This window comes from Shewanella sp. SM101 (genome assembly GCF_025654465.1).
GTDB classification, from domain to species: domain Bacteria; phylum Pseudomonadota; class Gammaproteobacteria; order Enterobacterales; family Shewanellaceae; genus Shewanella; species Shewanella oncorhynchi.
In genome coordinates, this window is record NZ_JAKKRH010000002.1 from 1 (window position 1) to 24,066 (window position 24,066).

Here is a 24,066-nt window from a genome sequence, read left to right on the forward strand (position 1 = left end):
CATCACAATCAGACACGGCTCAATTTGAGCAAGAAAGGGAAGTAAGTCCTTGCGTCTAAGCATTTTCTTTTTGATTAACTTGCCTGCTTTATCGACACCAACAGCATGAAAAACAGACTTTGCGATATCTAAACCAATTGTAGTAATCTTCATAAGTGGACCCGTCCTCTTTCTGATGAGTTTTAGCGACTACATCGTGGCCCATTGTGAGGCCGATTAAAAGTGGATGGGTCCATTCCATTATCCATGACCGAACTCACGCAATTTGTCTATTCGCCCTGCGGCAACTCCGAGGGGAGGTGTATTCCTTGGAGTTTTGAGTCGTTAGATAGCGATTCATCAGCAAAAAATAAGCGCGAAGAATGAGAAAGCTAAAACGATATCAAGTGATTACCCATCAAACTGTATAAAAACCGCTACCGCAAAAAAGCAAATTCCTATAGCATCATTTATACCCATTTACATGGATGTGGCAGCAGCCATATTTAAGATTGAGTCAACAAGCTATTTATGCCCTGCAAACAGCGCAGCGCATAAATACTAAGACGTTAGCTGAATTGGAGGCTTCATTGGAATTACCGAATATTGAAGCAGAGTTGAAGAAACTTGACGGTCGAGGTTCGGATGAAGAATATAAGGCCGTAAAGGAATTAAGTAAGCTTGGCGAAAAATTCCCTGAATTATTGCTTCGAAAATATCGTATTTCAAAAAAATGGGGTGAAAGAGCATCCTGCGTTTACCACTCAATTAAATATGCCAAAACAAGCAACGATTCATTTCAACTCGGTATTATAGCAACTCAAGACAGGTCAAAAAATGTAAGGTACAGGGCATGTATGTTATTAGCAGTAGCACAAAAAGAAGAGGCTATTACTGAACTTGAAACACTACTCAAAGATATAGATTCAACAGATGATGCAGCGGCTGCAATAGATGCCATAAAAAACAAAAACCATCACTATTTTGTAGATAGAGATCACTCAGGTATGGTCAAACTTAATGTATAAGCAAACCACAGCTAACAAGGCTATAACTGCTAAGATAACTGCTAAGTAACTGCTAAGACACCCAATCTAAAATGGCATAACAGTTAACCTCCGGCTATGCTTTTGTTAAGCATTAGACAAGGAGGTTTTATGCCGCGCCCTCGCAGAACTCAAATTAGCCTTGAAGACACTCCCTATTACCATTGTTGTAGCCGTGTTGTTCGGCGCGCCTTTTTATGTGGCGATGATACCTACTCGGGGAAAAACTATGACCATCGTCGTGGTTGGGTAGAATCATTACTGTTTGAACTTGAAACGGTTTTTGCGATTGATGTGGCAGCCTTTGCTGTGATGTCAAATCACTTGCATGTAGTGTTGCGGGTAGATATCGACAGTGCAAATCGTTGGAGTGACCGCGAAGTGCTTGAACATTGGCATAAGCTATTTAAAGGCGATGAACTCACACAAAAATTCACCAATGGTGAGTTAGTTGAACCCCATCAAGTGCTCAGACTCAAGCATGCCATTGCAGTTTACCGCAGCCGATTATGTGATATTTCATGGTTTATGCGCTGTCTTAACGAACCGATAGCAAGGCAAGCAAATCAAGAAGATAGCTGTACAGGTCGATTTTGGGAAGGTCGATTTAAGTCACAAGCTCTACTTGATGAAGCCGCAGTGTTAGCCTGTATGGCTTATGTTGATTTAAACCCCATTCGAGCCAAGATGGCCGATACGCCAGAACAATCCGACCATACCAGAATCCAGCTGCGGATTCGGGCCGCATTAAAAGGTGAACAACCTAAAAATTTACAGCCTTTCATTGGCAATGAGTGTGATAACCAACCCAATGGCATTGCCTTTTCATTAACGGATTACCTTCAATTGGTGGAGGATACTGGGCGAATCATTCGCAATGATAAATGTGGCGCCATCAGTGAAATTAGCGCCAAGTTGCTGACAAGATTAAATATCCCCCATGACAACTGGCTCAAACTGACCACGGAGTTTGGTAAGTTATTTCATGGCCCTGTGGGTACGTTGCAAGAACTCACCGATTACTGCGAACACTTAGAAAAGCGACGACGGCATTTTGCGACAAGTTGTCAGCACTTTCACATTAACTGACAGCAATCTTGTGTAATCAATTAAATCGATGCTCCTTAGTAAATTGGGTGGGTTAGTACGGCTTAAACTTGTCATTTTTTAATGAGTTAGCTTGATTTTATTTCCCATCAGTAATCCAGCCACATTTTATCACTCTTATTAATACAACTTTAGTCAATGCGGCTTGAAGGCAAACCGAAAGCACATTATGTTATTGTTTTAAGTTGGGTGGCCGGATTTATTGTTTGTTTCTGAATTTAAAGCCTTTAATTGGTATCAATTATTGAATGTTGATATAGGCAATATGCCAGAAGATGATTTGTTCTCCCTACAAAATAAGCTATATGAAATCGGTTATATTTGGTTGGTGGAGCAATTAATTTCCTCTAAAAAAGAAATAAAATGTATCGAAATTAGGTTGTTTCATAATGGCAGCAATGAATACCAATCTTTGGTATAATTAGCTTCTAACAGAGCTAAACGACATCAGTCACTGGGCTCATTGGATAGAATTTTTTGTGTGTGGTTATGTCATACCGTTGGTAGTATTTACCTCTAGGGCAAGTATGAAGAACTTTATTAGCAAAGATCTAGATATTGAAGAGTTTAAAAAAAGATTCGATAACACCAGAGAAAGTTTTATAAATTCTCTAAAAACAGCAAGTAAAGGTTATCGAAATGTAAGGTTCTTCGCTTGTGATGAAAGTGGAGTCCCCATTAAATGGGTATGGGATGATGAAACGTTCACACATAACTGGGAAGAGGGCACTCTTGAAGACGCTATTCAGTTTGCCCGTCACATGATAAATAGTGGAATGTATTTTGCGTTTATGGGTTGTTTGTCTGGTTCCAGTGATCTTGATATTTGGCTGACCACCTTTGAAAACCCCATAAAGAAACCTACATGGCCAAGTGGTAAAGAACCCAAATTTGAGATTATCCATGAAGTGTTAACTCGTTAGGGCTTTGTTTACCGATCTAAATTAGGAAACAAAGCCTCGTTATGACTGCATATTTTATCTCAACGTAAGAGCATTCACCTGTAAATACGTGATTTTAGCGTGCAACTGCTGTAGCCTCGTGGAAATTTATTGTTTCTTATTTTGATCTTTTAGGATGCAGGTCTTGAGCTTTGCCATCTAAGGTTGTTCGTTATTTCCCAGTGATTTTTGCTGAGCCAATCACTCGTCAGCAAAGCGTTCACTCATTAGAGAGGGTGTCATGTGAATGCACTTCAAAACCCAATTAGGCAGTTCAATGTCGTCAAACTATTTGTACTGGCATTGCTAAGCTTTTTGGCCGGCTGTTCTTCAATGCAGACGGGTGAGAATGGAAACTGGGTGGGATTCACGGAAGCTGGTCAGGCTTCATTTTATGGGGATAAACATCAAAATAAGCAGACGGCCAGTGGTGAACTTTACAAACATAAATTAAAGACAGCAGCGCATAAAAAGTTACCCTTTGGCTCGAGTGTTAAGGTCACTAATGTCGATAATGGCAAAAGTGTGATTGTAAAAATCAATGATAGAGGGCCTTTCGTGCGTGGCCGCATAATTGATCTGTCTAAATCGGCGTTTAGTAGCATAGGCAACACTTCTTCTGGCTTGATTGACGTGAAAATTGAAGTCATTAAATAGCGGCTATTTTGAACACTGCTATCTCGAAAAGATCGTTTTGAAAGCAGCATCATTAAAAATGAGCAGTTTGAAAGCACTTTCTTCAAAATACGGCTTCGCCGCAATTTAATGATTGAGCACATGAAATCGAGTCCACGCTTTTAAATAAAATCCCAAAGCAGACAATTTGTTAAGCCGATATTTGGGCTTTACGGCATTTGGTGAGAGACTAGCGGCAGATTTGGATAACAGTAAAAGGACCCGCTATGGAATACCCACTTGTTAGTACGCAGTGGCTCGAAGCACATCTCACCGATCCCAATTTAGTCTTGCTCGATGCCAGTATGGAAACCGTTATTGGTAAAGAACCCTTAGTTTACGATGAGCCTATTTGCATTCCGCGCTCACGTCGATTCGACTTGGAAAATGTGTTTTGCGATAAGACTTCAACCCAAATTCATGCCTTGCCGACGTTTGAGCAATTCAGCCAAGGGATAGCCCAACTTGGGATTGAGGTCGACAGTGTTATTGTTATCTATGATAACCAAGGCATTTATTCATCTCCACGGGCGTGGTGGACCTTTAAAGTCATGGGCTTTAATCGAGTCTATGTGCTTGATGGTGGCTTGCCTCAATGGATTGAAGAAGACCGCATTACCTCATCGCGTTATCAAGCCGAAGGCGTCGATTATGGCCCGACGGATATTGATACTTTGGCAGATGTGTTGCAATACCACCCCGAGCTTGTGATGGATGCCGAGGCCGTGTTATCACGAATTGAAGATGCCGGAACGGCGATTGTCGATGCCCGTGGTGCGCCACGCTTTTTAGGGCAAGTGAGTGAGCCGCGCCCCGGTGTGCGCTCTGGGCATATTCCTTGCTCGGTTAATTTACCCTTCGCTCAAGTGCTCGATGGTAATAAAATCAAAACGGTCAGTGAGCTACAGTCTATTTATCAAGGGCTAGCAGCGGATAAATCCGCAAGGATATTCAGCTGTGGTTCTGGGATTACGGCGTGTATTTTGATCTTAGCTTCGGTCGCCGCGGGGCATAAAAATCCCATCCTCTATGACGGTTCATGGGCGGATTGGGGCAGCCGTAACGATCTGCCGATAGAGTGTTAATTGAGTATCACCATTGAAATTAGTGCTGTAGATTAATTAAGTTAGCGTGGTTTTTGTTGAACATCATGTGACTTCTACGTCGTTTGGCTAAATGCCAAGGAGAAACCTTTGATAGCGAGATTGATCGATAAGTTGGTATTTGGATTTATTTTAGTGATTGCCTTACAGTTACCACAACTGGCTGATCATTATCAGCAATTTTTATCAGGCCTTTATGAATCGACTCGATGGCAGGTAGAAGGTTACGAGGCAACGGCTAAGGAATATCATTACGTCGATGTTGATGCCATGATTGCCCGCCACCAGCAAAATGAGGAGCCAAGTGTGCGTGCCGACGCTGAGCAAAAGGTACAGACACTGGCGCTTTATAAAGCGTTAACACAGGGCGTGGCGATTTTTAATACGGGCAATTTGTTTGAGAAAACTGCCTATATGTTTAACCCTGTTCGCTTTGATTATCTTGAGAAAACCATCAGTAACTTTAAGCCAGGGATACCTTTAACTTCTAGTGGTATTGGCTTTGGCGTCTTGGTGGCTTTAGTCGTGCATTATCTTGGGTCTATCCCTTTTATCCTGTGGGCAAGGCGTAACAAGCGACTTAAAACAAGTCCTTAAATCTGTGATACAGCATGCCTGCCGCGAGCATAGGTGAGCGGAACGTCGGGCCGCCGGGGAAGGTGATGTGTTTGATTTTAGCAAACACATCGAAATGTCCCGCCTGTTGGCAAATAGCCTCGGCAAGCAGTTTTGCCGCCATGTGAGTGGCATTCACACCATGTCCCGCATAGGCTTGGGCGTAAAAAATATTATTGGCATCAGGAAGGCGACCAATTTGTGGCATACGGTTAGCACCGATACCTATCATGCCGCCCCATTCATAATCGATACGTACCCCTTTTAATTGCGGGAAAACTTTCTCAAGATTCGGTCTCAGTGCCGCTTCAATATCTTTCGGATCTTTACCCGAATAGGTACAAAGGCCGCCAAACAGCAAACGACGATCTGCCGATAAGTGAAAGTAATCTAGGGCAATTCGCATATCCGCGAAGGCCATGTTTTGCGGGATAATACTCGCGCATTGGGCCTCAGTTAAGGGCTCTGTCGCCAATAAATAACTGCCTGCAGGTAATACTTTTCCCCCTACAAAGCTATTAAGTTTGTGGCCGATATAGGCATTGCCCGCCAGTACTAAGTATTGGCATGTGACTTCGCCCTTAGCGGTAATGACCTTAGGTTTGGCGCCTTGAATGATTTTTTCAGCAGCGCTGTACTCAAACAACCTAGCGCCGAGATTACGGGCGACGCGAGCTTCACCCAGAGCAAGATTCAGCGGGTGTAAATGGCCGCTACCCATATCAACCAGCGCACCTTGATAAAAATCTGAGCCTATGACTTCACCTAATTGTGGCTTAGTTAACAGCTTGATTTCTTGCTGATAACCCATGGCTTTGAGTGCGCTAAATTCTTCTTCAAGCTCATCCATGTGACGAGGTTTAACCGCTAAGTCGCAGTAACCCATTTGCAGATCGCAGTCGATACTGTGTTCTTGTATGCGATTTCGCACTATCTCGACGGCTTCAAAGCCCATCTGTTGAATTGCTTGAACACCTTCAGTGCCGATTTCACTTTGAAATTGTGCAGGGTCATGGCCTATGCCGCGAATGAGTTCGCCGCCATTACGCCCCGATGCGCCCCAGCCAATTCGCCTCGCTTCTAACAGCACAACACTCATACCGCGCTGCGCGAGTTCTATGGCGGTATTGATACCGCTAAAGCCGCCGCCCACGATACAGACATCGGCATTGATATTGCCTTCGAGTTGTGGATGAGCGTAAATTTCTTTAGCAGTATCAACATAATAAGAGTGTGGATACTGTTCACTGTGCACTGGAGGTTTGCTTGCCATTATGGCTCCCAAAAATTGTTTTTATTGTAAATTGGACTTGTCTCAGTATACTCATCACACTTTTAACATGACGCAAAAAAGTGTTCGTTTTATTTAACACGCTTTTTATGTAGAATACAATGAAAGCAGTAAAACACGCGCTTTTTGGGCGAAAATGCGTTCTGGATGGTGTTTATCCTGAACAACCTGTTCGTCATCTATCGGGATTGACCCGAGCCTTTAGGGGGATGTGAAATTTGGATATTGGAGCCAGCCTCAAAACTGTTCGAAAAATGAAAGGCTTATCTCAACGAGAATTAGCCAAACGTGCTGGTGTGACTAACAGTACGATTTCAATGATCGAGAAAAACAGTGTTAGCCCGTCAGTCAGCTCTTTAAAAAAAGTGCTGTCGGGTATCCCGATGTCTTTAGTGGACTTTTTCTCCATTGAAGCCTCAACTGATAGTGAGCAAAAGGTCGTCTATCGATCCAATGAATTACTGAATATTGGTACTGGGCCACTTGAATTTAAACTGATTGGCCGTGATTACCCGAACCGCGCAATGTCAGTGATGAATGAGATTTACCCACCCGGTTCAGATACGGGTGAAGAGATGCTAAAGCACGAAGGTGAAGAGGCCGCTATGGTGATAGAAGGTAAATTCGAACTCACTGTTGGGGATGAAGTGTATATTTTGGAAGCGGGTGACAGTTATTATTTTAACAGTGAATTGCCCCATAGATTCCGCAATCCCTTCGATGAACCTTGTCGCCTAGTGAGTGCGACTACGCCTGCAAACTTCTAATTAAGTCATTAACTTACCCTATTATTCAACATATTAGGCCACTTATTCGCTAAAAGTGAGTGGCGTAATACTGTTATTCAACATTCCTGCGGATTTATACCAATCACATTAAATATCTAATCAGTTCAGAGCCTCACAGGCATTTCAATCCAAGGCGCATTGACGCAGAAATGGTCATTCCCTTTTAAGTCAATGCAACACGGGAGTGGTATGCCTGTGAGGCTCCCGAAGGGCGGCTGATGTTCACTACATGGCAACGCGCTTTATACTACGTTCAAGGCTTTCGACAGAGCACCACTATGCCTTCAAGCCTTCGCCTTGTCTAAAGCGCGTTGAACTCCCGCTGAATGAACAGATATTTAATACGATTGGTATTACCTACTTTTTAACCCTGTCATATTGGTTATGTATCCTCTTCTTTGTGTAAATAATATTGGTTCAAATTTGGTTCGAATACGGTTTAATTTACTCGGTAAAAAGTGAGCTTTATGCTGGTGTAATCGCTGGTTTATATACATGAATTAGCGAGAAATGGGGTAAATATATATTTAACTACATGTTATTTATGCTTATTAAGGATAAGTGGATTAAATAACCTTTAACAAGTGTTTAACCTCTTGCCTAGTGCTAAATTTCGGTGTACTGTGTGAAAAAATGAACATTTAAAGGCAAAGTGTTCGTTATGCTAGTAAAATCAATTCTAAAGGTGTGATATGTCAGTCGATTTACCCCTCATAGGTGTTATTGCATGCAATCAACAATTGGGATCACACCCCTTTAATATTGTTGGTGAAAAATACCTTTTAGGCGTAGTTAATGGCGCTAAAGGCTGGCCGTTAGTGATCCCATCTTTAGGTGGCGATTTACCGATAGACGCTATTTTAGAGCGTCTTGATGGTATTTTGTTTACTGGCTCTCCTTCTAATGTAGAACCCCATCTTTATGCAGGCCAGCCGAGTGAGCTTGGTACACACCATGATCCTAAACGTGACGCGACAACCTTGCCGCTGATCCACGCTGCTATTGCTGCTGGGGTACCTGTATTAGGTATTTGTCGCGGTTTTCAAGAAATGAATGTGGCTTTTGGTGGCAGTTTGCATCAGAAGCTCCATGAGGTGGGTGGCTTTATTGAACATCGAGAAGATAAAACCGCATCCTTAGATGTGCAGTATGGGGCTTCTCACAGTATTACTGTTGAGCCCGGGGGGCTTATTTACGAGGCCTGGGGCCGTAACTCTGCAGAGATTAACTCTGTACATACTCAAGGCGTGGAGCGCCTGGGTGTTGGGTTGCGGCCAGAAGCTTATGCTCCAGATGGGTTAGTGGAGGCTTTCTCCGTAATTGGTACTAAAGAATTTGCCCTCGGTGTGCAATGGCATCCAGAGTGGAAGGTGAGCGAGAATCCGTTTTACCTCTCCATTTTCAATGCCTTCGGTGATGCATGCCGACGTAGGGCTACAACTCGAGTGAAATAATAATGAATAAGCTAATCGCTTTTTTAAAAGAACGAAAAATCACAGAAGTCGAATGTGTTATCAGTGACATGACTGGCATCGCCCGCGGCAAGATTGCTCCAGTCGATAAGTTTCTCGATGAAAAAGGCATGCGTTTGCCCGAAAGTGTGTTGTTGCAAACTGTGACGGGTGATTTTGTCGACGAAGAGATTTACTACAGTTTGCTCGATGCAGCCGACATCGATTTTGTTTGTGTACCCGATGAAAATGCCGTCTTTATGTTGCCTTGGACCATCGAAGCCACGGCACAGGTTATCCACGATTGCTACGACAGAATGGGTAATCCTATTGAGCTTTCACCACGTAACGTATTGAAAAAAGTGTTGTCTCTCTATGACGAACAGGGCTGGGAACCTGTTATCGCTCCCGAAATGGAGTTCTATTTGACTCGTCGTAGTGACGACCACGATTTACCCTTAAAGCCTCCAATTGGTCGTTCAGGTCGCCCCGAAGCGGGTCGCCAGTCATTCTCTATTGATGCTGCCAACGAATACGATCCTATGTTTGAAGACATGTACGATTGGTGTGAGCTTCAAGGTTTAGATATCGATACTTTAATCCATGAAGATGGTCCCGCACAGATGGAGATTAACTTCAGCCATGGCAATGCATTATCTTTAGCTGATCAAGTGTTTATCTTTAAACGCACTTTACGGGAAGCCGCGCTGAAGCACGATGTGTGTGCCACTTTTATGGCAAAACCCGTGACGGATGAACCTGGCAGTGCGATGCATATTCATCAAAGCGTGATCAATAAAGAGACGGGCAAGAATATTTTCACCAATGAAGATGGTACTAAGAGCAAGCTATTCTTGGGATATATTGCAGGCCTACAAAAATTCATTCCTGAGTTGCTGCCACTGATGGCGCCAAATGCGAACTCGTTTCGTCGTTTCCTCCCCGGCACTTCGGCACCTGTAAACTTAGAATGGGGCGATGAAAACCGTACCTGTGGTTTACGCATTCCAGAATCTTCACCACAAAACCGTCGCATTGAAAACCGCATTCCCGGCGCCGATGCTAACTGTTATTTGGCGATTGCCGCGAGCTTGTTGTGTGGCTATATCGGCATGGTTGAGTCGCTAAAACCTTCGACGCCTGTGCAAGGTAAAGCCAATGAAAGTCGTAGCAATAATACCCATTGTTTACCACTGACATTAGAGGAAGCATTAGCGGCGATGGAAGAAAGTGATGCCTGTAAGCAATATTTAGGCGAATCCTTCACCACTGGATTTGTGGCGGTAAAACAGGCTGAACTTGAAAACTTCCGCCGTGTTGTCAGCTCATGGGAACGTGAATTCCTATTACTCACTGTGTAATGTTTTGGATTGATTGCACTGACCGTGTTGCCGCGTTAACCCAAGGAATAAGGGGTTAACGTTGGCCATAATGATACTGATGTGTGCACTGTTTTAGTGAGGTTGCACTTAACTGGTGCAACTCGCTTGTTAAATAATATGATGGTTTTTAATGGCTTGTCCGTTAAAGTGATTATTCAATTCCATTGCTTGTCTGCAAGGGAAGTAAAATAGGCTTAACAATTTTAGGTTGTTCGCTTGCTAGCGTTACTAACTAATTGTTAGTCATATTTAAAATGTGTTTATCTAAGTGTTTTTTTGCGATTGCTTAGGGACTTGAGGCATTTGCCTTAATGTTGCAAAATGTACAAGCAGTGTCATATCTAGTCTATTTTTTTGAGTGTTAATGCAATACCGATGCCTCGAAAATTTGGCACTAAACCTGATACTTAACAAATTGCAGCAAGATATAAAGTAGGCATGGTTATCATGCCGTAGAGACTGCCGATGCGGTTTTTAAGGTGTAGCATTGGTCGAAAATAACAACAATATCCGGGCAGCCCGGTGACACAATGTCAGAATTTGCTTAAGCAGTTCTGCTACCCGAGAAAGGAGAAAGCATGAAGCTATTTAATAAGATGACCACATTAGCGCTGGTGACTGCGAGCGTATTTGCGAGCGCAGTGGCCCAAGCGGAAGAAGTGGTTCGCGTGTATAACTGGTCAGATTATATCGCGGAAGATACCTTAGAAAACTTCAAGAAAGAAACGAGCATTAGGGTAATTTACGATGTATTTGATAGTAACGAAGTGCTTGAGGCTAAATTATTGTCTGGTCGTAGTGGCTACGATATCGTTGTACCTTCTAACCACTTTCTCGCTAAGCAAATCAAAGCGGGTGCTTTCAAACCTTTAGACCGCGCTAAGCTACCTAACTTTAAAAATTTAAATCCAGCCTTGATGAAGTTGCTTGAAAAAGCCGATCCGGCTAACCAATATGCCGTGCCTTATTTATGGGGAACCAATGGCATTGGTTACAACATAGATAAAGTGAAAGCCGCTGTGGGGGAAGATGCGCCATTTAACTCAATGGAACTGATCTTCAATCCTAAATACGCTGAAAAAATTTCTAAGTGTGGCTTTGCTATGTTGGACTCTGCCGACGATATGGTGCCACAGGCGATGATTTATTTAGGCTTAGATCCTAACAGCACTAAGGCTGAAGATTATGAAAAAGCGGGTGAGTTACTGGAAAAAATTCGTCCTTATGTGACGTATTTCCATTCTTCACGTTATATTTCTGACTTAGCAAACGGTGACATCTGTGTTGCTTACGGTTTCTCCGGTGACGTATTCCAAGCGAAAGCCCGTGCTGAAGAAGCAAAAAATGGCAATAAGATTGGCTACTCCATTCCAAAAGAAGGTGCCAATCTGTGGTTCGATATGTTAGCTATCCCTGCTGATTCAACGAACGTCGATAATGCACTCACGCTGATTAACTATTTTCTGCGTCCAGAAGTCATAGCGCCTATCTCTAACTATGTGGCCTATGCTAACCCGAACGATCCCGCTCAACCTCTGGTTGATGAGGCTATCCGTACCGATCCTGCGATCTATCCACCACAAGAAGTGTTAGACAAACTTTATATCGGTGAAATTCGTCCTTTGAAAATTCAGCGCGTATTAACCCGTGTTTGGACCAAAGTGAAGTCAGGACAATAGTCGATAGGGGGCAAGCCTAGCTTGCCCCCAGCTTGGCAAACTTCTATGTCCAATCCTATGCATAGTTAATCCACGTATAGGATTTGACACAGTTTGTTGAACCACTTTTCATTCATTAATCGTGTTGAACCTAGAGTTTGAGCGTATCTACGCCTCATTTTCGGGTGGAGAAGTACTATGGCAATCACCTCGAGCGTCACCAATAAACCGACAACAAAGACGCAAGAAAAAGTACTGCTCAAGATTGAGCGGGTAAGCAAATTATTCGATGACGTGCGGGCTGTCGACGATGTGTCATTAACTATCAATAAAGGCGAAATTTTTGCCTTACTTGGCGGCTCGGGCTCGGGTAAGTCAACACTACTGCGCATGTTGGCGGGTTTTGAAAAGCCCACCTCTGGCCGTATTTTCCTTGATGGGGAAGATATCACCGATTTACCGCCATACGAACGTCCCATCAATATGATGTTTCAATCCTATGCTTTGTTTCCCCACATGACAGTGGCACAAAACATTGCATTTGGTTTGAAGCAAGACAAGCTGCCTAAAGCCGAAATTGAACAGCGTGTGCAAGATATGCTGAAACTCGTGCATATGGAGCAATACGGTAAGCGTAAACCGCATCAGTTATCCGGTGGTCAGCGCCAGCGTGTTGCACTGGCCCGTTCATTGGCGAAACGACCTAAATTATTACTGCTCGATGAGCCTATGGGCGCATTGGATAAAAAACTGCGTACCCAAATGCAGCTAGAAGTGGTTGAAATCCTTGAGCGTGTCGGCGTGACCTGCGTGATGGTGACCCACGATCAGGAAGAAGCCATGACAATGGCTGGTCGAATTTCGATCATGAGTGATGGTTGGATTGCTCAAACTGGCTCGCCAATGGATATTTACGAAAGCCCGAACAGTCGTATGATTGCCGAGTTTATCGGTACTGTGAATTTGTTTGGTGGCGCGATTGAAGTAGATGAAGTTGACCATCTGATCATTAAATCTAATGATTTGGCTCAATCTTTCTATGTCGGTTATGGCGTCACGACTAACGTTGAAGATAAGAATGTTTGGCTAGCAGTGCGTCCCGAAAAGACCATTATTAGCCGTGAACAGCCTGAAGGTCAGTACAACTGGGCAAAAGGAATCGTGCATGATATCGCTTATTTAGGAGGTATTTCAGTCTATTACATTCGTTTAGAGAATGGTCAAATCGTACAGTGCAGTATGACTAACCGTGAACGCCGCGCCGATCATGCCACATGGGATGACGAAGTGTTCATTAGTTGGGAGGACACCAGTGGCGTGGTGTTGAGATCATGAAGAAACCCATTAAATTAAAGTGGCTTAAGGGCCGCTTCTGGACCATAGGTATTCCCTACGCTTGGCTGCTGCTGTTTTTTGCCTTACCGTTTGCGATTGTCCTTAAACTGAGTTTTTCGACGGCGGCGATTGCTATCCCGCCCTATGAAGCAACATTCCAATATGCTGACGATGTATTAAATATCTTCCTGCATTTTGGTAACTATTTGATGTTGCTCGATGATTCGCTATATTACATGGCTTATCTCAGCTCATTGAAAATGGCGTTAATTTCGACCTTGGGCTGCTTGATTATTGGCTACCCAATGGCCTATGCCATTGCCCGTGCCCCTTCGCGGTTGCAAACCGTGCTGCTGCTGTTAGTTATGTTGCCTTCTTGGACCTCATTTTTAATCCGTGTTTACGCTTGGATGGGGATCTTAAGTAACACAGGGATCATCAACAATTCACTGATGTGGTTGGGGATTATTTCTGAGCCGTTACAGATCCTCAATACCAATATTGCCGTGTATATCGGCATTATCTATGCGTATTTACCCTTTATGATTCTGCCCTTGTACGCCACCTTAGTGAAACTTGATATGAGTTTGATTGAAGCTGCGTCTGACTTAGGTTCAAGCCGTTTGAATACCTTCTGGAAAATCACCTTCCCGCTGTCAAAAAGTGGTGTGATTGCCGGTTCTATGTTGGTGTTTATTCCTGCCGTGGGTGAGTTTGTGATCCCAGAGCTACTCGGTGGTCCCGATTCCTTGATGATAGGTCGAGTGTTATGGCAAGAATTTTTCAATAACCGCGACTGGCCTGTGGCTTCGTCACTGGCGATTGTGATGTTGGGTCTATTGATTATTCCGATCACTTTATTCCATCGCTATCAGGCGCGTAGTTTGGAGAAAGACCTATGAAAAAATTAAGCTTTTCTTCAGTGATGCTCTGGTTTGGCTTGTTTTTCTTGTATGCACCTATGTTAGTGCTGGTGATTTATTCCTTTAACGACTCTAAATTAGTGACGGTATGGGGCGGATTTTCACCTAAATGGTATGGCGAGTTATTTCAAGACCAACAGATTTTAGATGCAGTATGGACCAGCCTGCGGATAGCGTTTTATAGCTCAACTATGGCGGTCATTATCGGCACTATGGCAGCCTTTGTGATGACACGCTTTAAGCGTTCATGGGCAAAACTGACCCTGTCGAACATGATTACTGCACCGCTGGTAATGCCTGAAGTGATCACTGGTCTGTCTTTGCTTTTACTGTTTGTGCACATGGCAGATTTGTTGGGCTGGCCTAGGGAGCGTGGCATGATGACAGTGTGGATTGCACACTCAACATTTTGTGCTGCCTATGTAGCTGTGGTGGTGTCTTCAAGATTGCGCGAGCTTGATATGTCAATCGAAGAGGCGGCGATGGACTTAGGGGCAACACCGCTCAAGACTTTCTTCTTGATCACTGTGCCTATGATTTCGCCGGCGCTGGTGGCGGGTTGGTTGTTGTCATTCAGTTTGTCCTTAGACGATTTAGTGATCGCAAGCTTTGCCTCAGGCCCTGGTGCAACGACCTTGCCTATGGTGGTGTTCTCTTCGGTACGTTTAGGGGTTTCTCCTAAGATCAATGCCTTAGCGACGCTGATCATACTGTGTGTTTCACTCATCGCTTTCCTTTCTTGGTATATGGCAAGACGGGCAGAGAAGCGCGACCGTACACCAATGAACTAGTTAGCTTAATTTTGGGATGGCTTTGGTATTGCCAAAGCCATCCTTGATATTTGTCACCGTTCCCATCACCCGCTTTGCTTTGCAGGCTAGTCCTGTTACTCAAGATCATCAGAATTGAATCACTGAGCTAAAAATAATCTCGTGTTTGATATATCAAACAAAATGTAAATTATTGCGCTTTTCTGGCTAGTGTTTCGTTTTATGAAGGTGTAGGATGTGATGGCTGTTTAAAATAATGAACATTAGAATTCAAGGGAACAACATGTCTGCCATAGCTCACGCTGGATCATATTATGCGGCATCGGCCAACGATAAGGTTGAACGTCCGCGTCTACAGGAATCGATTGAAGCCGATGTTTGTGTGATTGGCGCAGGTTATACAGGCCTTTCTGCCGCGCTGCATTTATTAGAATCGGGCATGAGTGTGGTGGTGTTAGAAGCCGCTCGCATAGGCTGGGGCGCCTCGGGCCGTAATGGCGGACAAATCGTTAATAGTTATAGCCGTGACATTGATACTATTGAAAAAACAGTTGGTAAAGAACAAGGTAAACTCTTTGGCCAAATGGCCTTTGAGGGCGGGCAAATCATCCGCGATCGTATTGCTAAGTATAATATTCAATGCGATCTAAAAGATGGCGGCGTGTTTGCCGCGATGAACGAAAAGCAAATGGGCCATCTACGCCATCAAAAACAACTGTGGGAAAGCCACGGCCATGTTAATCAGCTCGAACTTCTCGATGCTAAAGGTATTCGCGGTGTGGTAAATACTGAGCGTTATGTCGGTGGTCTACTCGATAAAAGCGGTGGCCATATTCACCCGCTTAATTTAGCCCTAGGCGAAGCGCGCGCGGTTGAATCCCTCGGCGGTAAAATTTTTGAAGACTCAGCAGTGCTGAGTGTCGATGAGGGCGATAGCCCAGTGGTGCATACGGCGCAGGGCAGCGTCAAAGCCAAATTTGTGGTCGTGGCGGGTAACGCCTATTTAGGTAAGTTAATGCCAGAGCTGCAGGCGAAATCTATGCCCTGCGGTACGCAAGTCATTACCACTGAGCCATTGAGTGCCGATCTGGCGGCGAGCTTATTACCACAAGATTACTGCGTCGAAGACTGTAACTATCTGCTCGATTATTTCCGCCTGTCTGGCGACAAGCGGATGATTTACGGTGGCGGCGTGGTGTATGGCGCCCGCGATCCGGCGGACATTAAATCCATCATTATTCCGAATATGCTCAAAACCTTCCCGCAATTAAAGGATGTGAAAATCGATTATGCCTGGACAGGTAACTTCCTCCTGACGTTATCGCGTCTGCCACAGGTCGGCCGTATCGGTAAAAATATTTATTATTCACAGGGTTGCAGTGGCCACGGTGTCACTTATACCCATCTGGCGGGCAAGTTACTGGCCGAAATGCTCAACGGCCAAGCCACGCGCTTCGATGCCTTTGCTGGATTGCCACATTATCCTTTCCCCGGCGGTCACGCACTTCGCGTCCCTTTTAGTGCTATCGGAGCTTGGTATTACACGTTAAGAGACAAACTGGGTCTCTAACATCATCACTTTTAAGAAGCTAGGTAGCTTCACAATACGAGGAAATCCTTGTGCAATTAAATGATCCGAGTTTGCTACGTCAACAGTCTTTTATTAATGGTCAATGGTGTGATGCCGTTTCTGGTGACACGCTAAAGGTGGTTAATCCCGCAACCAATGCCGTGATTGGCTACGTTCCTAATATGGGACAAGTTGAAACTGAAATGGCGATTAAGGCGGCAGAAGCGGCTTTACCTGCATGGCGAGCGCTCACAGCCAAAGAGCGTGGCGCTAAGTTAAGGCGTTGGTTTGAATTACTCAATGAAAATAGTGATGACTTAGCATTGCTCATGACGACTGAGCAGGGTAAACCGCTGGCAGAAGCGAAAGGTGAAGTAACCTATGCCGCTTCGTTTATCGAGTGGTTTGCCGAAGAAGCGAAGCGTATTTATGGCGATACCATTCCTGGGCATCAAGGGGATAAGCGCTTGATGGTAATTAAGCAGCCTGTCGGTGTAACTGCCGCGATTACGCCGTGGAACTTTCCTGCTGCGATGATCACCCGCAAAGCCGCTCCAGCGTTAGCTGCGGGTTGCACTATGGTGGTAAAACCTGCGCACCAAACACCCTTTACCGCATTAGCGATGGCTGAACTCGCTAAGCGTGCCGGTATTCCTGCGGGCGTATTTAGTGTGTTAACGGGTGATGCGGTGCAGATTGGTAATGAAATGTGTGCTAATCCCATAGTGCGTAAATTATCCTTCACGGGCTCAACCAATATCGGTATTAAATTAATGGCGCAATGCGCGCCTACCTTAAAAAAATTGTCGCTAGAGCTTGGCGGCAATGCACCATTTATCGTATTTAACGATGCCAATATCGATGCCGCTGTCGAAGGCGCCATGATAGCTAAATATCGTAATGCCGGCCAAACCTGCGTCTGCGCTAACCGCATTTATGTGCAAGACGGTGTATACGACGAGTTTGCCTTAAAACTTAGCACTGCTGTTGGCAAGCTTAAGGTTGGAGAGGGCATCAACGAGGGCATCACTACGGGCCCGTTGATCAATGCCGCTGCGGTCGAAAAAGTGCAGAGTCACCTTATCGATGCTATCGCTAAAGGCGCCTCTGTGATCGCGGGCGGCAAAGTTCATGATCTTGGCGGTAATTTCTTCGAGCCAACCGTGCTCACCAATGTCGATAAAAGCATGCTTGTTGCCCGCGAAGAAACCTTTGGTCCACTCGCGCCGCTGTTTAAATTCAGCGATGTCGACGATGTGATTAAACAAGCTAATGATACTGAATTTGGCCTCGCCGCCTATTTCTATGGCCGCGATATTTCACTGGTGTGGAAAGTGGCCGAAGCCTTGGAGTACGGCATGGTTGGGGTCAACACTGGCTTGATTTCGACGGAAGTCGCGCCCTTTGGTGGGATGAAATCTTCAGGGCTTGGCCGTGAAGGCTCTAAGTTCGGTATCGAAGAATATCTAGAAATTAAATATATCTGTATGTCCGTTTAATACGGCCCGATTTGGCGAGTGAGGAAGACTAAATGACAACAACCAATGATTCATTGATGGCACGTCGCCAAGCCGCAGTTGCGGGTGGTGTCGGGCAAATTCACCCTATTTTTACCGCCCGCGCCGAAAATGCGACTGTGTGGGATGTTGAAGGTCGCGAGTTTATCGATTTTGCGGGCGGCATTGCCGTGCTCAATACGGGTCACCTTCATCCTAAAGTGAAGGCGGCGGTTGCGGCTCAGCTGGATAATTTTTCCCATACCTGTTTTATGGTGCTCGGCTACGAGAGCTATATCCAAGTATGTGAAAAGCTCAATCAACTGGTTCCTGGGGATTTTGCCAAGAAGACGGCACTATTCACTAGTGGTTCAGAAGCGGTTGAAAACGCAGTTAAAGTGGCGCGTGCCTATACCAAACGTGCTGGTGTGATTGCGTTTACCTCGGGCTACCATGGTCGCACTATTGCGGCTTTGGCATTGACCGGAAAAGTCGCGCCTTACAGTAAAGGTATGGGGCTGATGTCGGCGAATGTGTTCCGCGCTGAGTTCCCGTGCGAAATGCATGGCGTGTCCGATGACGATGCTATGGCCTCGATTGAACGTATCTTTAAAAATGATGCCGAGCCGAGTGATATCGCCGCCATTATTTTAGAGCCAGTGCAGGGCGAGGGCGGTTTCTACGCCGCATCGCCCGCCTTTATGCAACGTTTACGCGCACTATGCGACCGTGAAGGCATTATGCTGATCGCCGATGAAGTGCAAACAGGCGCGGGCCGTACTGGCACTTTCTTCGCTATGGAGCAAATGGGTGTTGCTGCAGATATCACGACCTTTGCTAAATCTATTGCAGGTGGTTTTCCACTATCGGGTATTACCGGCCGCGCCCAAGTCATGGATGCAGTGGGTCCCGGTGGTCTTGGCGGTACTTATGGTGGCAATCCGTTAGCGTGCGCCGCTGCGCTTGCTGTCATTGAAGTGTTTGAAGAAGAAAAGTTGCTAGAAAGGGCTAATGCCATTGGTGAGCGCATTAAGTCTGCCCTGAATGTAATGCAGGTCGAACATGCGCAAATCGCCGATGTGCGTGGTTTAGGCGCTATGATCGCCATCGAATTGATGGAAGAAGGTAAACCTGCGCCGCACTATTGCGCGCAAGTGTTGAGCGATGCCCGTGACCGTGGATTGATTTTATTATCCTGCGGTACCTACGGTAATGTGCTGCGCATTTTGGTGCCATTAACGGCGCCGGATGCACAAATTGATGCAGGCCTTGGTATTCTTAGCGCCAGCTTTAATGCCGTACTGAAAAGCTAATATCGCTTTGATATAAAAATGGTTTTAGATGACAGTTTTGCATAATAAAAATCCCGCTTCGGCGGGATTTTTATTGGGGCGATTGTTTTGGAGTTGGCTGTTTTTACTGCCAGTGACTTTCAGCACTCATCAGTTAAATGAATCACTACTTTTTAATCTCCATTAGGATCTGTAATGCCTTTTTGCGTTTATCAAGATCATACAAGTCGTTGGTAAAGATAAACTCATTCACGCCGAGTTCTTTTACTATCATTTCCAAACGATGCTTAATCGTCGCTGGGCCGCCAATGACAGATAAACCTAAGAAATTATCGACATAGGTTTCTTCTTGCGCACTCCATAAGCCATCCATAGTATCAACCGGTGGCTTTAGCCATAACTCGTGACCACGGATAAGTGCCAGCACGCGCTGTTTCGAGGTTGTGCCCAGAAATTGCGCCTCTTCATCAGTGTTGGCGGCAACTAACGGCAAGCCGAGCATCACATAGGGTTTATCAAGCACTTGAGAAGGTTTAAAGTCGCGGCGATAGATTTCAATCGCATCGTAGAGAAAACGTGGTGCAAAGTGGCCCGCAAACACATAGGGCAAACCGCGCTGCGCCGCTAACTGTGCGCTAAAGAGACTCGAGCCCAATAGCCAAATCGGCACATTAGTGCCTTCTCCAGGAATCGCTCGCACCGCATGGCGACCATTGTAAGGGCCAAGTAGAGTTTGTAATTCACTGACTTCTTCGGGGAATTGTTCGGCGCGACTGGTATCACGGTTCAGTGCTCGACTGGTAATTTGATCGCTGCCGGGCGCGCGGCCCAGTCCTAAATCGATTCGACCAGGATATAAGCTTTCAAGGGTACCGAACTGTTCGGCGACCACTAAAGGCGCATGGTTTGGCAGCATAATCCCACCCGCGCCGACGCGAATATGCTGCGTATTGCCAGCAATATAACCAATTAATACCGAGGTCGCCGCGCTGGCGATACCGGGCATATTGTGGTGTTCGGCAAACCAAAAACGATTAAAGCCGAGTCTGTCGGCTTCGTTGGCATACTGCAAACTGTTGTGTAGCGTTTCGCCTACGGTTGAGCCTTGGCGCATGGGCGCGAGTTCCAATAGCGAGAAGGGAATATCGGCCAATATTGATGTCTGCTGTGACATAGTGTCTCCAAGTGACTGCCGTTTTTGCTAGCAACAACAAGAGGCGCTAACTGTGTTAGGCGTATTGTTTGTTGCATTGCTAGGCTCATTGCTAAGAAAAAGCGTTAACGGCTCAGTCTTGATGAATAAAAGGTATTCAGTGTTATTGATATGGGGTTAACGATACGGCTTATCAAGCTTTAATGGATAACACTTTCCCCTTCATTATTTCAATGTGAGTCTGCACTTGAGCATCGCCATGCAACTGAGTGTGTACTCGCTTTGTAACAAATTGAGGGGCTGAAGTCATCCGCGTGTGAGGGCCGATAATGTGGAACTGAAGTTCTTATTCTCAGCAACTCAGCGCTAAGCCAGTCACAGTAGGATTGCATGACTTTCGCTAAAGCTCATTTGGTTATGAGTAGCAATATAAGGGTATAAACGATGTTGAATGAAGTGATAAAAAACTGCCGATAGCAGGGCTATCGGCAGTTAATGTTATGCAATAGAAAAATCGCTATTGTCAGTCGAGCATTACTGCTCGGCTTTCACATCCCGTAGCGATGCTGCAGCACTTTCATTAATATCATGATCAGCCGCATTGTTATGTGAATGGTGAGTCTCAGTCAGGCGACGCATCAGAGGTAATACCGCAAGTGCGATAAAGGTACAGACCACAGCGGCTATACCTAGTTTATTAAACAGACTTGTGTATACGGGTAAGGTTTGCAGTGGGTCGACTAAATCCTTGGGTACACTGGCGAAGTTAGCAACCACACCGCCTAAATACTGGGAAATACCTGATGCGACGAAATAGGCACCCATCATAAAGCCGCCCATGCGTGCAGGTACGTAACGAGCAATCATGGCAAGTCCAAGACCACTCACCAGCAATTCCCCTAAAGAGTAAGAGGCATAGCCCCAGATCATGATCCATGAAGAGGTTTTACCATTGACGGCAAATTGGCCCGCAAAGCCATAGATAAAGAAGCCAATCGCCACAACGGCAAAACCGAGAGCAAATTTCGCCGCGATAGAAAAGTCTTTATCATTGCGTCCAGCCCACGAATAGCTCCATGCGAGTACTGGACTTAATACCATAATCCATAATGGATTTAATGCTTGGAACTGGGCAGGTGACCAAGTCCACAAGTGGGTACCAAAAACTTGAAAATCCCAATCCACGTTACGCAGGGCAAACAGCGCGAGTGACGTTGACATTTGTTGATAGAAAATAAAGAAGAACACAGTTTGCACGGTAAGGATCAGTGCTGCAATCAGTCCCGCTCTTTCACTGGTTTCGCTGGTGCGGATTAAGTGGAAGAAGATTGCCAATACGGCTACGCCTGCTGCATAAACGAAGACGCGCGCAACAGCTTCGTATTCAAGAATAATGGCTGAAGCGACAACTGACAATGCGGATAGACCCAATACAATCGCGAGGTTTTTCTTGTTCACAGGGCGAGTATCTGGCTCAGAACCGTAATGGACTAGACTCTTACGCATGAGTGCATAGTTACCTAACCCCACCAATATACCGACACAGCACACGGCAAAGGCCGCGTGCCAGCCAAATTCGTTGCCATACTGGGCGTTAACGTAATCTTTAATCCAAGGCGTGAGCAACATAGAGAAGGTCGATCCCACGTTTACCGCCATGTAATAGATGGTAAAAGCACTGTCGATTTTAGAGTCGTCACCTTCGTAAATTTTACGGACTAAGTTACCCGCATTCGGCTTGAATAGGCCGTTACCGACCACAATCACGCCGAGCGCTGAAAACATAAACCACGTATTTTCAGTGGGTACGGCCATTAGCGCATAACCCAGAGAGAGGATCCCCGCACCGAGCAGCATAGTGCGTTTGGTGCCGAGGATTTTATCCCCAACCCAGCCACCAATTGCCGGTGATACATAAATAAGTGCCGCACAGGCACTCCATACTAAGTTTGCACGTGAGTCATCAAAGCCAAGGCGCTGCACCATAAAGTACACAATCAGCGCTTGCATGCCGTAATAACCAAAGCGTTCCCATAATTCGATAAGAGACACAGTCATAAATGAATGTGTTTTACTTACCGGAGCAGTCCCAATAGTCATATCGCTTGCTTCCAACATTGTTGTTTTAATATTTGAGCTCAAAAGTATAAGGCGATAACCAATTCAAACCAATGGCAGACATAGGCAAAAACAGACTTTGTTACAAATGACCTTATCAATTTTAAGGTGGATTTAAGCGGGGACAGTTCTATCCAAGTTTTTCTGCTGCGGATAAATCAAGGAACATTCGCAGTACTATCGGATAAGCAGATAATGGCATGTGCAGGTATGCGCTATGGTGTATTTAAATACATTGAGGTTGATTGCTGTTTGTCCAGCAGGCATAGTGCGCTTGGAAATTCTAATGTAGATAACTTTAAAACGAAAAGTTCTACTTAGCAGCGTCTCTACAGTTGCAGATATGCATCAGGTTGTTAATGCACCGCTTTGCGTTAAATATATTTAAACGGAGTATATGAATGTTACGAATTGGTATCGATCTTGGTGGCACAAAAATCGAGGTAGTCGCATTAGATAGCGATGGTAACGAAGTCTTTCGTAAACGCATCCCGACACCGAGAGAATATGTTGCGACAGTCAATGCTTTGGTTGCATTGGTAACTGAAGTTGAAGACAGCCTGCAGCAAACCGCCACTATTGGAATTGGTATTCCTGGGGTTGTTTCTCCTTTTACTGGCCTAGTAAAAAATGCTAATTCAACTTGGATCAATGGTCATCCACTCGATGTAGATCTGGGGACTCGATTAAATCGTAAAGTAAAAATTGCTAATGATGCGAACTGTTTTGCCGTATCAGAAGCGGTAGATGGCGCTGCCGCAGGAAAGTCCGTTGTATTTGGTGCCATTATTGGAACGGGATGTGGTGCTGGTATCGCCATCAAAGGCCAAGTACATGATGGTGGCAATGGTATTGGTGGTGAGTGGGGCCATAATCCTTTACCGTGGATGAAAGCCGATGAATTTAATACCACGACGTGTTTTTGTGGTAATAGAGACTGTATCGAAACGTTTATATCTGGAACAGGCTTTGTTCGCGACTTTCGCGCTGCAGGCGGTGTTGCTGACAGCGGTATTGAAATTGCCCAAATGATGCAAGCGGGAGATCCGCTGGCAACTCAAGCATTTAACCGCTTTATTGATCGTTTAGCCCGTTCATTGGCCCATGTGATCAATATGATGGATCCTGATGTTATCGTCCTTGGCGGCGGTGTGTCTAACATTGATGCTATTTATACCGAATTACCAAAAATTTTGCCGCTCTATGTGGTTGGCCGAGAGTGCCACACACCTGTTGTTAAAAATTATTATGGTGCTTCATCGGGGGTGCGTGGCGCCGCTTGGTTGTGGGGACGCTAATCCTAGACTCAATCAAGAATAGTGTTTGATATTAAAGGCTGAATTCATTTATTTGAATTTGGCCTTTTTTTTATT

The 24,066-nt window shown here is 45.1% G+C and carries 21 protein-coding genes and 1 pseudogene; 18 read left to right on the forward strand and 4 right to left on the reverse strand.

The features are described from left to right. Nucleotides 1-153 (reverse strand): annotated as a pseudogene (locus L5M38_RS01045) (IS110 family transposase); the annotation flags it as partial. A gap of 338 nt (nt 154-491) precedes the next feature. On the opposite strand from L5M38_RS01045, the gene L5M38_RS01050 reads away from it, so the two are divergent. The 7 genes from L5M38_RS01050 (at nt 492) to L5M38_RS01080 (ending at nt 5,448) form a co-directional block, all read left to right on the forward strand. Next, nucleotides 492-1,007 carry a hypothetical protein gene (locus tag L5M38_RS01050; RefSeq protein WP_263165575.1) on the forward strand — a complete coding sequence of 172 codons (516 nt, stop codon included), beginning with the start codon at nt 492-494 and terminating at the stop codon, nt 1,005-1,007. 129 nt (nt 1,008-1,136) lie between these two features. Next, nucleotides 1,137-2,114 (forward strand): transposase, encoded by a 978-nt coding sequence (locus L5M38_RS01055; RefSeq protein WP_263178088.1) that lies wholly within the window; start codon nt 1,137-1,139, stop codon nt 2,112-2,114. Between the two features lie 220 nt (nt 2,115-2,334). Continuing rightward, a complete protein-coding gene (locus L5M38_RS01060) occupies nt 2,335-2,553 on the forward strand; it encodes a hypothetical protein (protein ID WP_263178089.1) in 219 nt (72 codons plus the stop codon). Between the two features lie 106 nt (nt 2,554-2,659). Then, complete coding sequence (locus tag L5M38_RS01065) at nt 2,660-3,055, forward strand: hypothetical protein (protein WP_105249914.1); 396 nt, start codon at nt 2,660-2,662, stop codon at nt 3,053-3,055. A gap of 261 nt (nt 3,056-3,316) precedes the next feature. Further along, nucleotides 3,317-3,730 carry a septal ring lytic transglycosylase RlpA family protein gene (locus L5M38_RS01070; RefSeq protein ID WP_131525451.1) on the forward strand — a complete coding sequence of 138 codons (414 nt, stop codon included), beginning with the start codon at nt 3,317-3,319 and terminating at the stop codon, nt 3,728-3,730. Nucleotides 3,731-3,975: 245 nt separating this feature from the next. Then, nucleotides 3,976-4,833: a sulfurtransferase gene (locus L5M38_RS01075; protein ID WP_198573927.1), complete on the forward strand. Its 858-nt coding sequence runs from the start codon at nt 3,976-3,978 to the stop codon at nt 4,831-4,833. A 108-nt stretch (nt 4,834-4,941) separates the two neighbouring features. Next, nucleotides 4,942-5,448, forward strand: a complete 507-nt coding sequence (locus tag L5M38_RS01080; protein WP_198573926.1) for a DUF2937 family protein — start codon at nt 4,942-4,944, stop codon at nt 5,446-5,448. On the opposite strand, the gene L5M38_RS01085 is transcribed toward L5M38_RS01080, so the two are convergent. Further along, nucleotides 5,432-6,739, reverse strand: a complete 1,308-nt coding sequence (locus L5M38_RS01085; protein WP_113941285.1) for an NAD(P)/FAD-dependent oxidoreductase — start codon at nt 6,737-6,739, stop codon at nt 5,432-5,434. The genes L5M38_RS01080 and L5M38_RS01085 overlap by 17 nt on opposite strands. A 236-nt stretch (nt 6,740-6,975) precedes the next feature. On the opposite strand from L5M38_RS01085, the gene L5M38_RS01090 reads away from it, so the two are divergent. The 10 genes from L5M38_RS01090 to gabT all read left to right on the forward strand — a co-directional run bounded on the left by L5M38_RS01090 (nt 6,976) and on the right by gabT (nt 19,443). Continuing rightward, complete coding sequence (locus tag L5M38_RS01090; protein WP_028760885.1) at nt 6,976-7,524, forward strand: cupin domain-containing protein; 549 nt, start codon at nt 6,976-6,978, stop codon at nt 7,522-7,524. A gap of 713 nt (nt 7,525-8,237) precedes the next feature. Continuing rightward, a complete protein-coding gene (locus L5M38_RS01095) occupies nt 8,238-8,999 on the forward strand; it encodes a gamma-glutamyl-gamma-aminobutyrate hydrolase family protein (RefSeq protein ID WP_263165583.1) in 762 nt (253 codons plus the stop codon). Nucleotides 9,000-9,001: 2 nt separating this feature from the next. Continuing rightward, on the forward strand, nt 9,002-10,357 hold the full coding sequence (locus L5M38_RS01100) for a glutamine synthetase family protein (protein WP_028760883.1): 1,356 nt from the start codon (nt 9,002-9,004) through the stop codon (nt 10,355-10,357). A 599-nt stretch (nt 10,358-10,956) separates the two neighbouring features. Next, on the forward strand, nt 10,957-12,057 hold the full coding sequence (locus L5M38_RS01105; protein WP_263165585.1) for a polyamine ABC transporter substrate-binding protein: 1,101 nt from the start codon (nt 10,957-10,959) through the stop codon (nt 12,055-12,057). Nucleotides 12,058-12,234: 177 nt separating this feature from the next. Next, a complete protein-coding gene (gene potA / locus L5M38_RS01110; RefSeq protein ID WP_263178090.1) occupies nt 12,235-13,371 on the forward strand; it encodes a polyamine ABC transporter ATP-binding protein in 1,137 nt (378 codons plus the stop codon). Next, on the forward strand, nt 13,368-14,273 hold the full coding sequence (locus L5M38_RS01115) for an ABC transporter permease subunit (RefSeq protein WP_263178092.1): 906 nt from the start codon (nt 13,368-13,370) through the stop codon (nt 14,271-14,273). Before potA ends, L5M38_RS01115 begins: the two co-directional genes overlap by 4 nt. Next, nucleotides 14,270-15,085 carry an ABC transporter permease subunit gene (locus L5M38_RS01120; protein WP_105249905.1) on the forward strand — a complete coding sequence of 272 codons (816 nt, stop codon included), beginning with the start codon at nt 14,270-14,272 and terminating at the stop codon, nt 15,083-15,085. The genes L5M38_RS01115 and L5M38_RS01120 overlap by 4 nt, the downstream gene beginning before the upstream one ends. Nucleotides 15,086-15,347: 262 nt before the next feature. Continuing rightward, nucleotides 15,348-16,634 (forward strand): NAD(P)/FAD-dependent oxidoreductase, encoded by a 1,287-nt coding sequence (locus L5M38_RS01125; protein ID WP_263146002.1) that lies wholly within the window; start codon nt 15,348-15,350, stop codon nt 16,632-16,634. Nucleotides 16,635-16,684: 50 nt separating this feature from the next. After that, nucleotides 16,685-18,133 (forward strand): NADP-dependent succinate-semialdehyde dehydrogenase, encoded by a 1,449-nt coding sequence (gabD, locus tag L5M38_RS01130; RefSeq protein ID WP_263146005.1) that lies wholly within the window; start codon nt 16,685-16,687, stop codon nt 18,131-18,133. Nucleotides 18,134-18,165: 32 nt separating this feature from the next. Next, a complete protein-coding gene (gabT, locus tag L5M38_RS01135) occupies nt 18,166-19,443 on the forward strand; it encodes a 4-aminobutyrate--2-oxoglutarate transaminase (protein WP_113941280.1) in 1,278 nt (425 codons plus the stop codon). A gap of 145 nt (nt 19,444-19,588) precedes the next feature. On the opposite strand, the gene L5M38_RS01140 is transcribed toward gabT, so the two are convergent. Both L5M38_RS01140 and L5M38_RS01145 read right to left on the reverse strand, forming a co-directional pair. After that, nucleotides 19,589-20,596 carry an LLM class flavin-dependent oxidoreductase gene (locus tag L5M38_RS01140; RefSeq protein WP_263165589.1) on the reverse strand — a complete coding sequence of 336 codons (1,008 nt, stop codon included), beginning with the start codon at nt 20,594-20,596 and terminating at the stop codon, nt 19,589-19,591. A gap of 513 nt (nt 20,597-21,109) precedes the next feature. Continuing rightward, a complete protein-coding gene (locus L5M38_RS01145) occupies nt 21,110-22,675 on the reverse strand; it encodes a peptide MFS transporter (protein WP_028760874.1) in 1,566 nt (521 codons plus the stop codon). A 419-nt stretch (nt 22,676-23,094) separates the two neighbouring features. On the opposite strand from L5M38_RS01145, the gene mak reads away from it, so the two are divergent. Continuing rightward, nucleotides 23,095-23,991, forward strand: coding sequence for a fructokinase (mak, locus tag L5M38_RS01150; RefSeq protein ID WP_028760873.1), 897 nt, complete (start codon nt 23,095-23,097; stop codon nt 23,989-23,991). Nucleotides 23,992-24,066 lie beyond the last annotated feature (75 nt).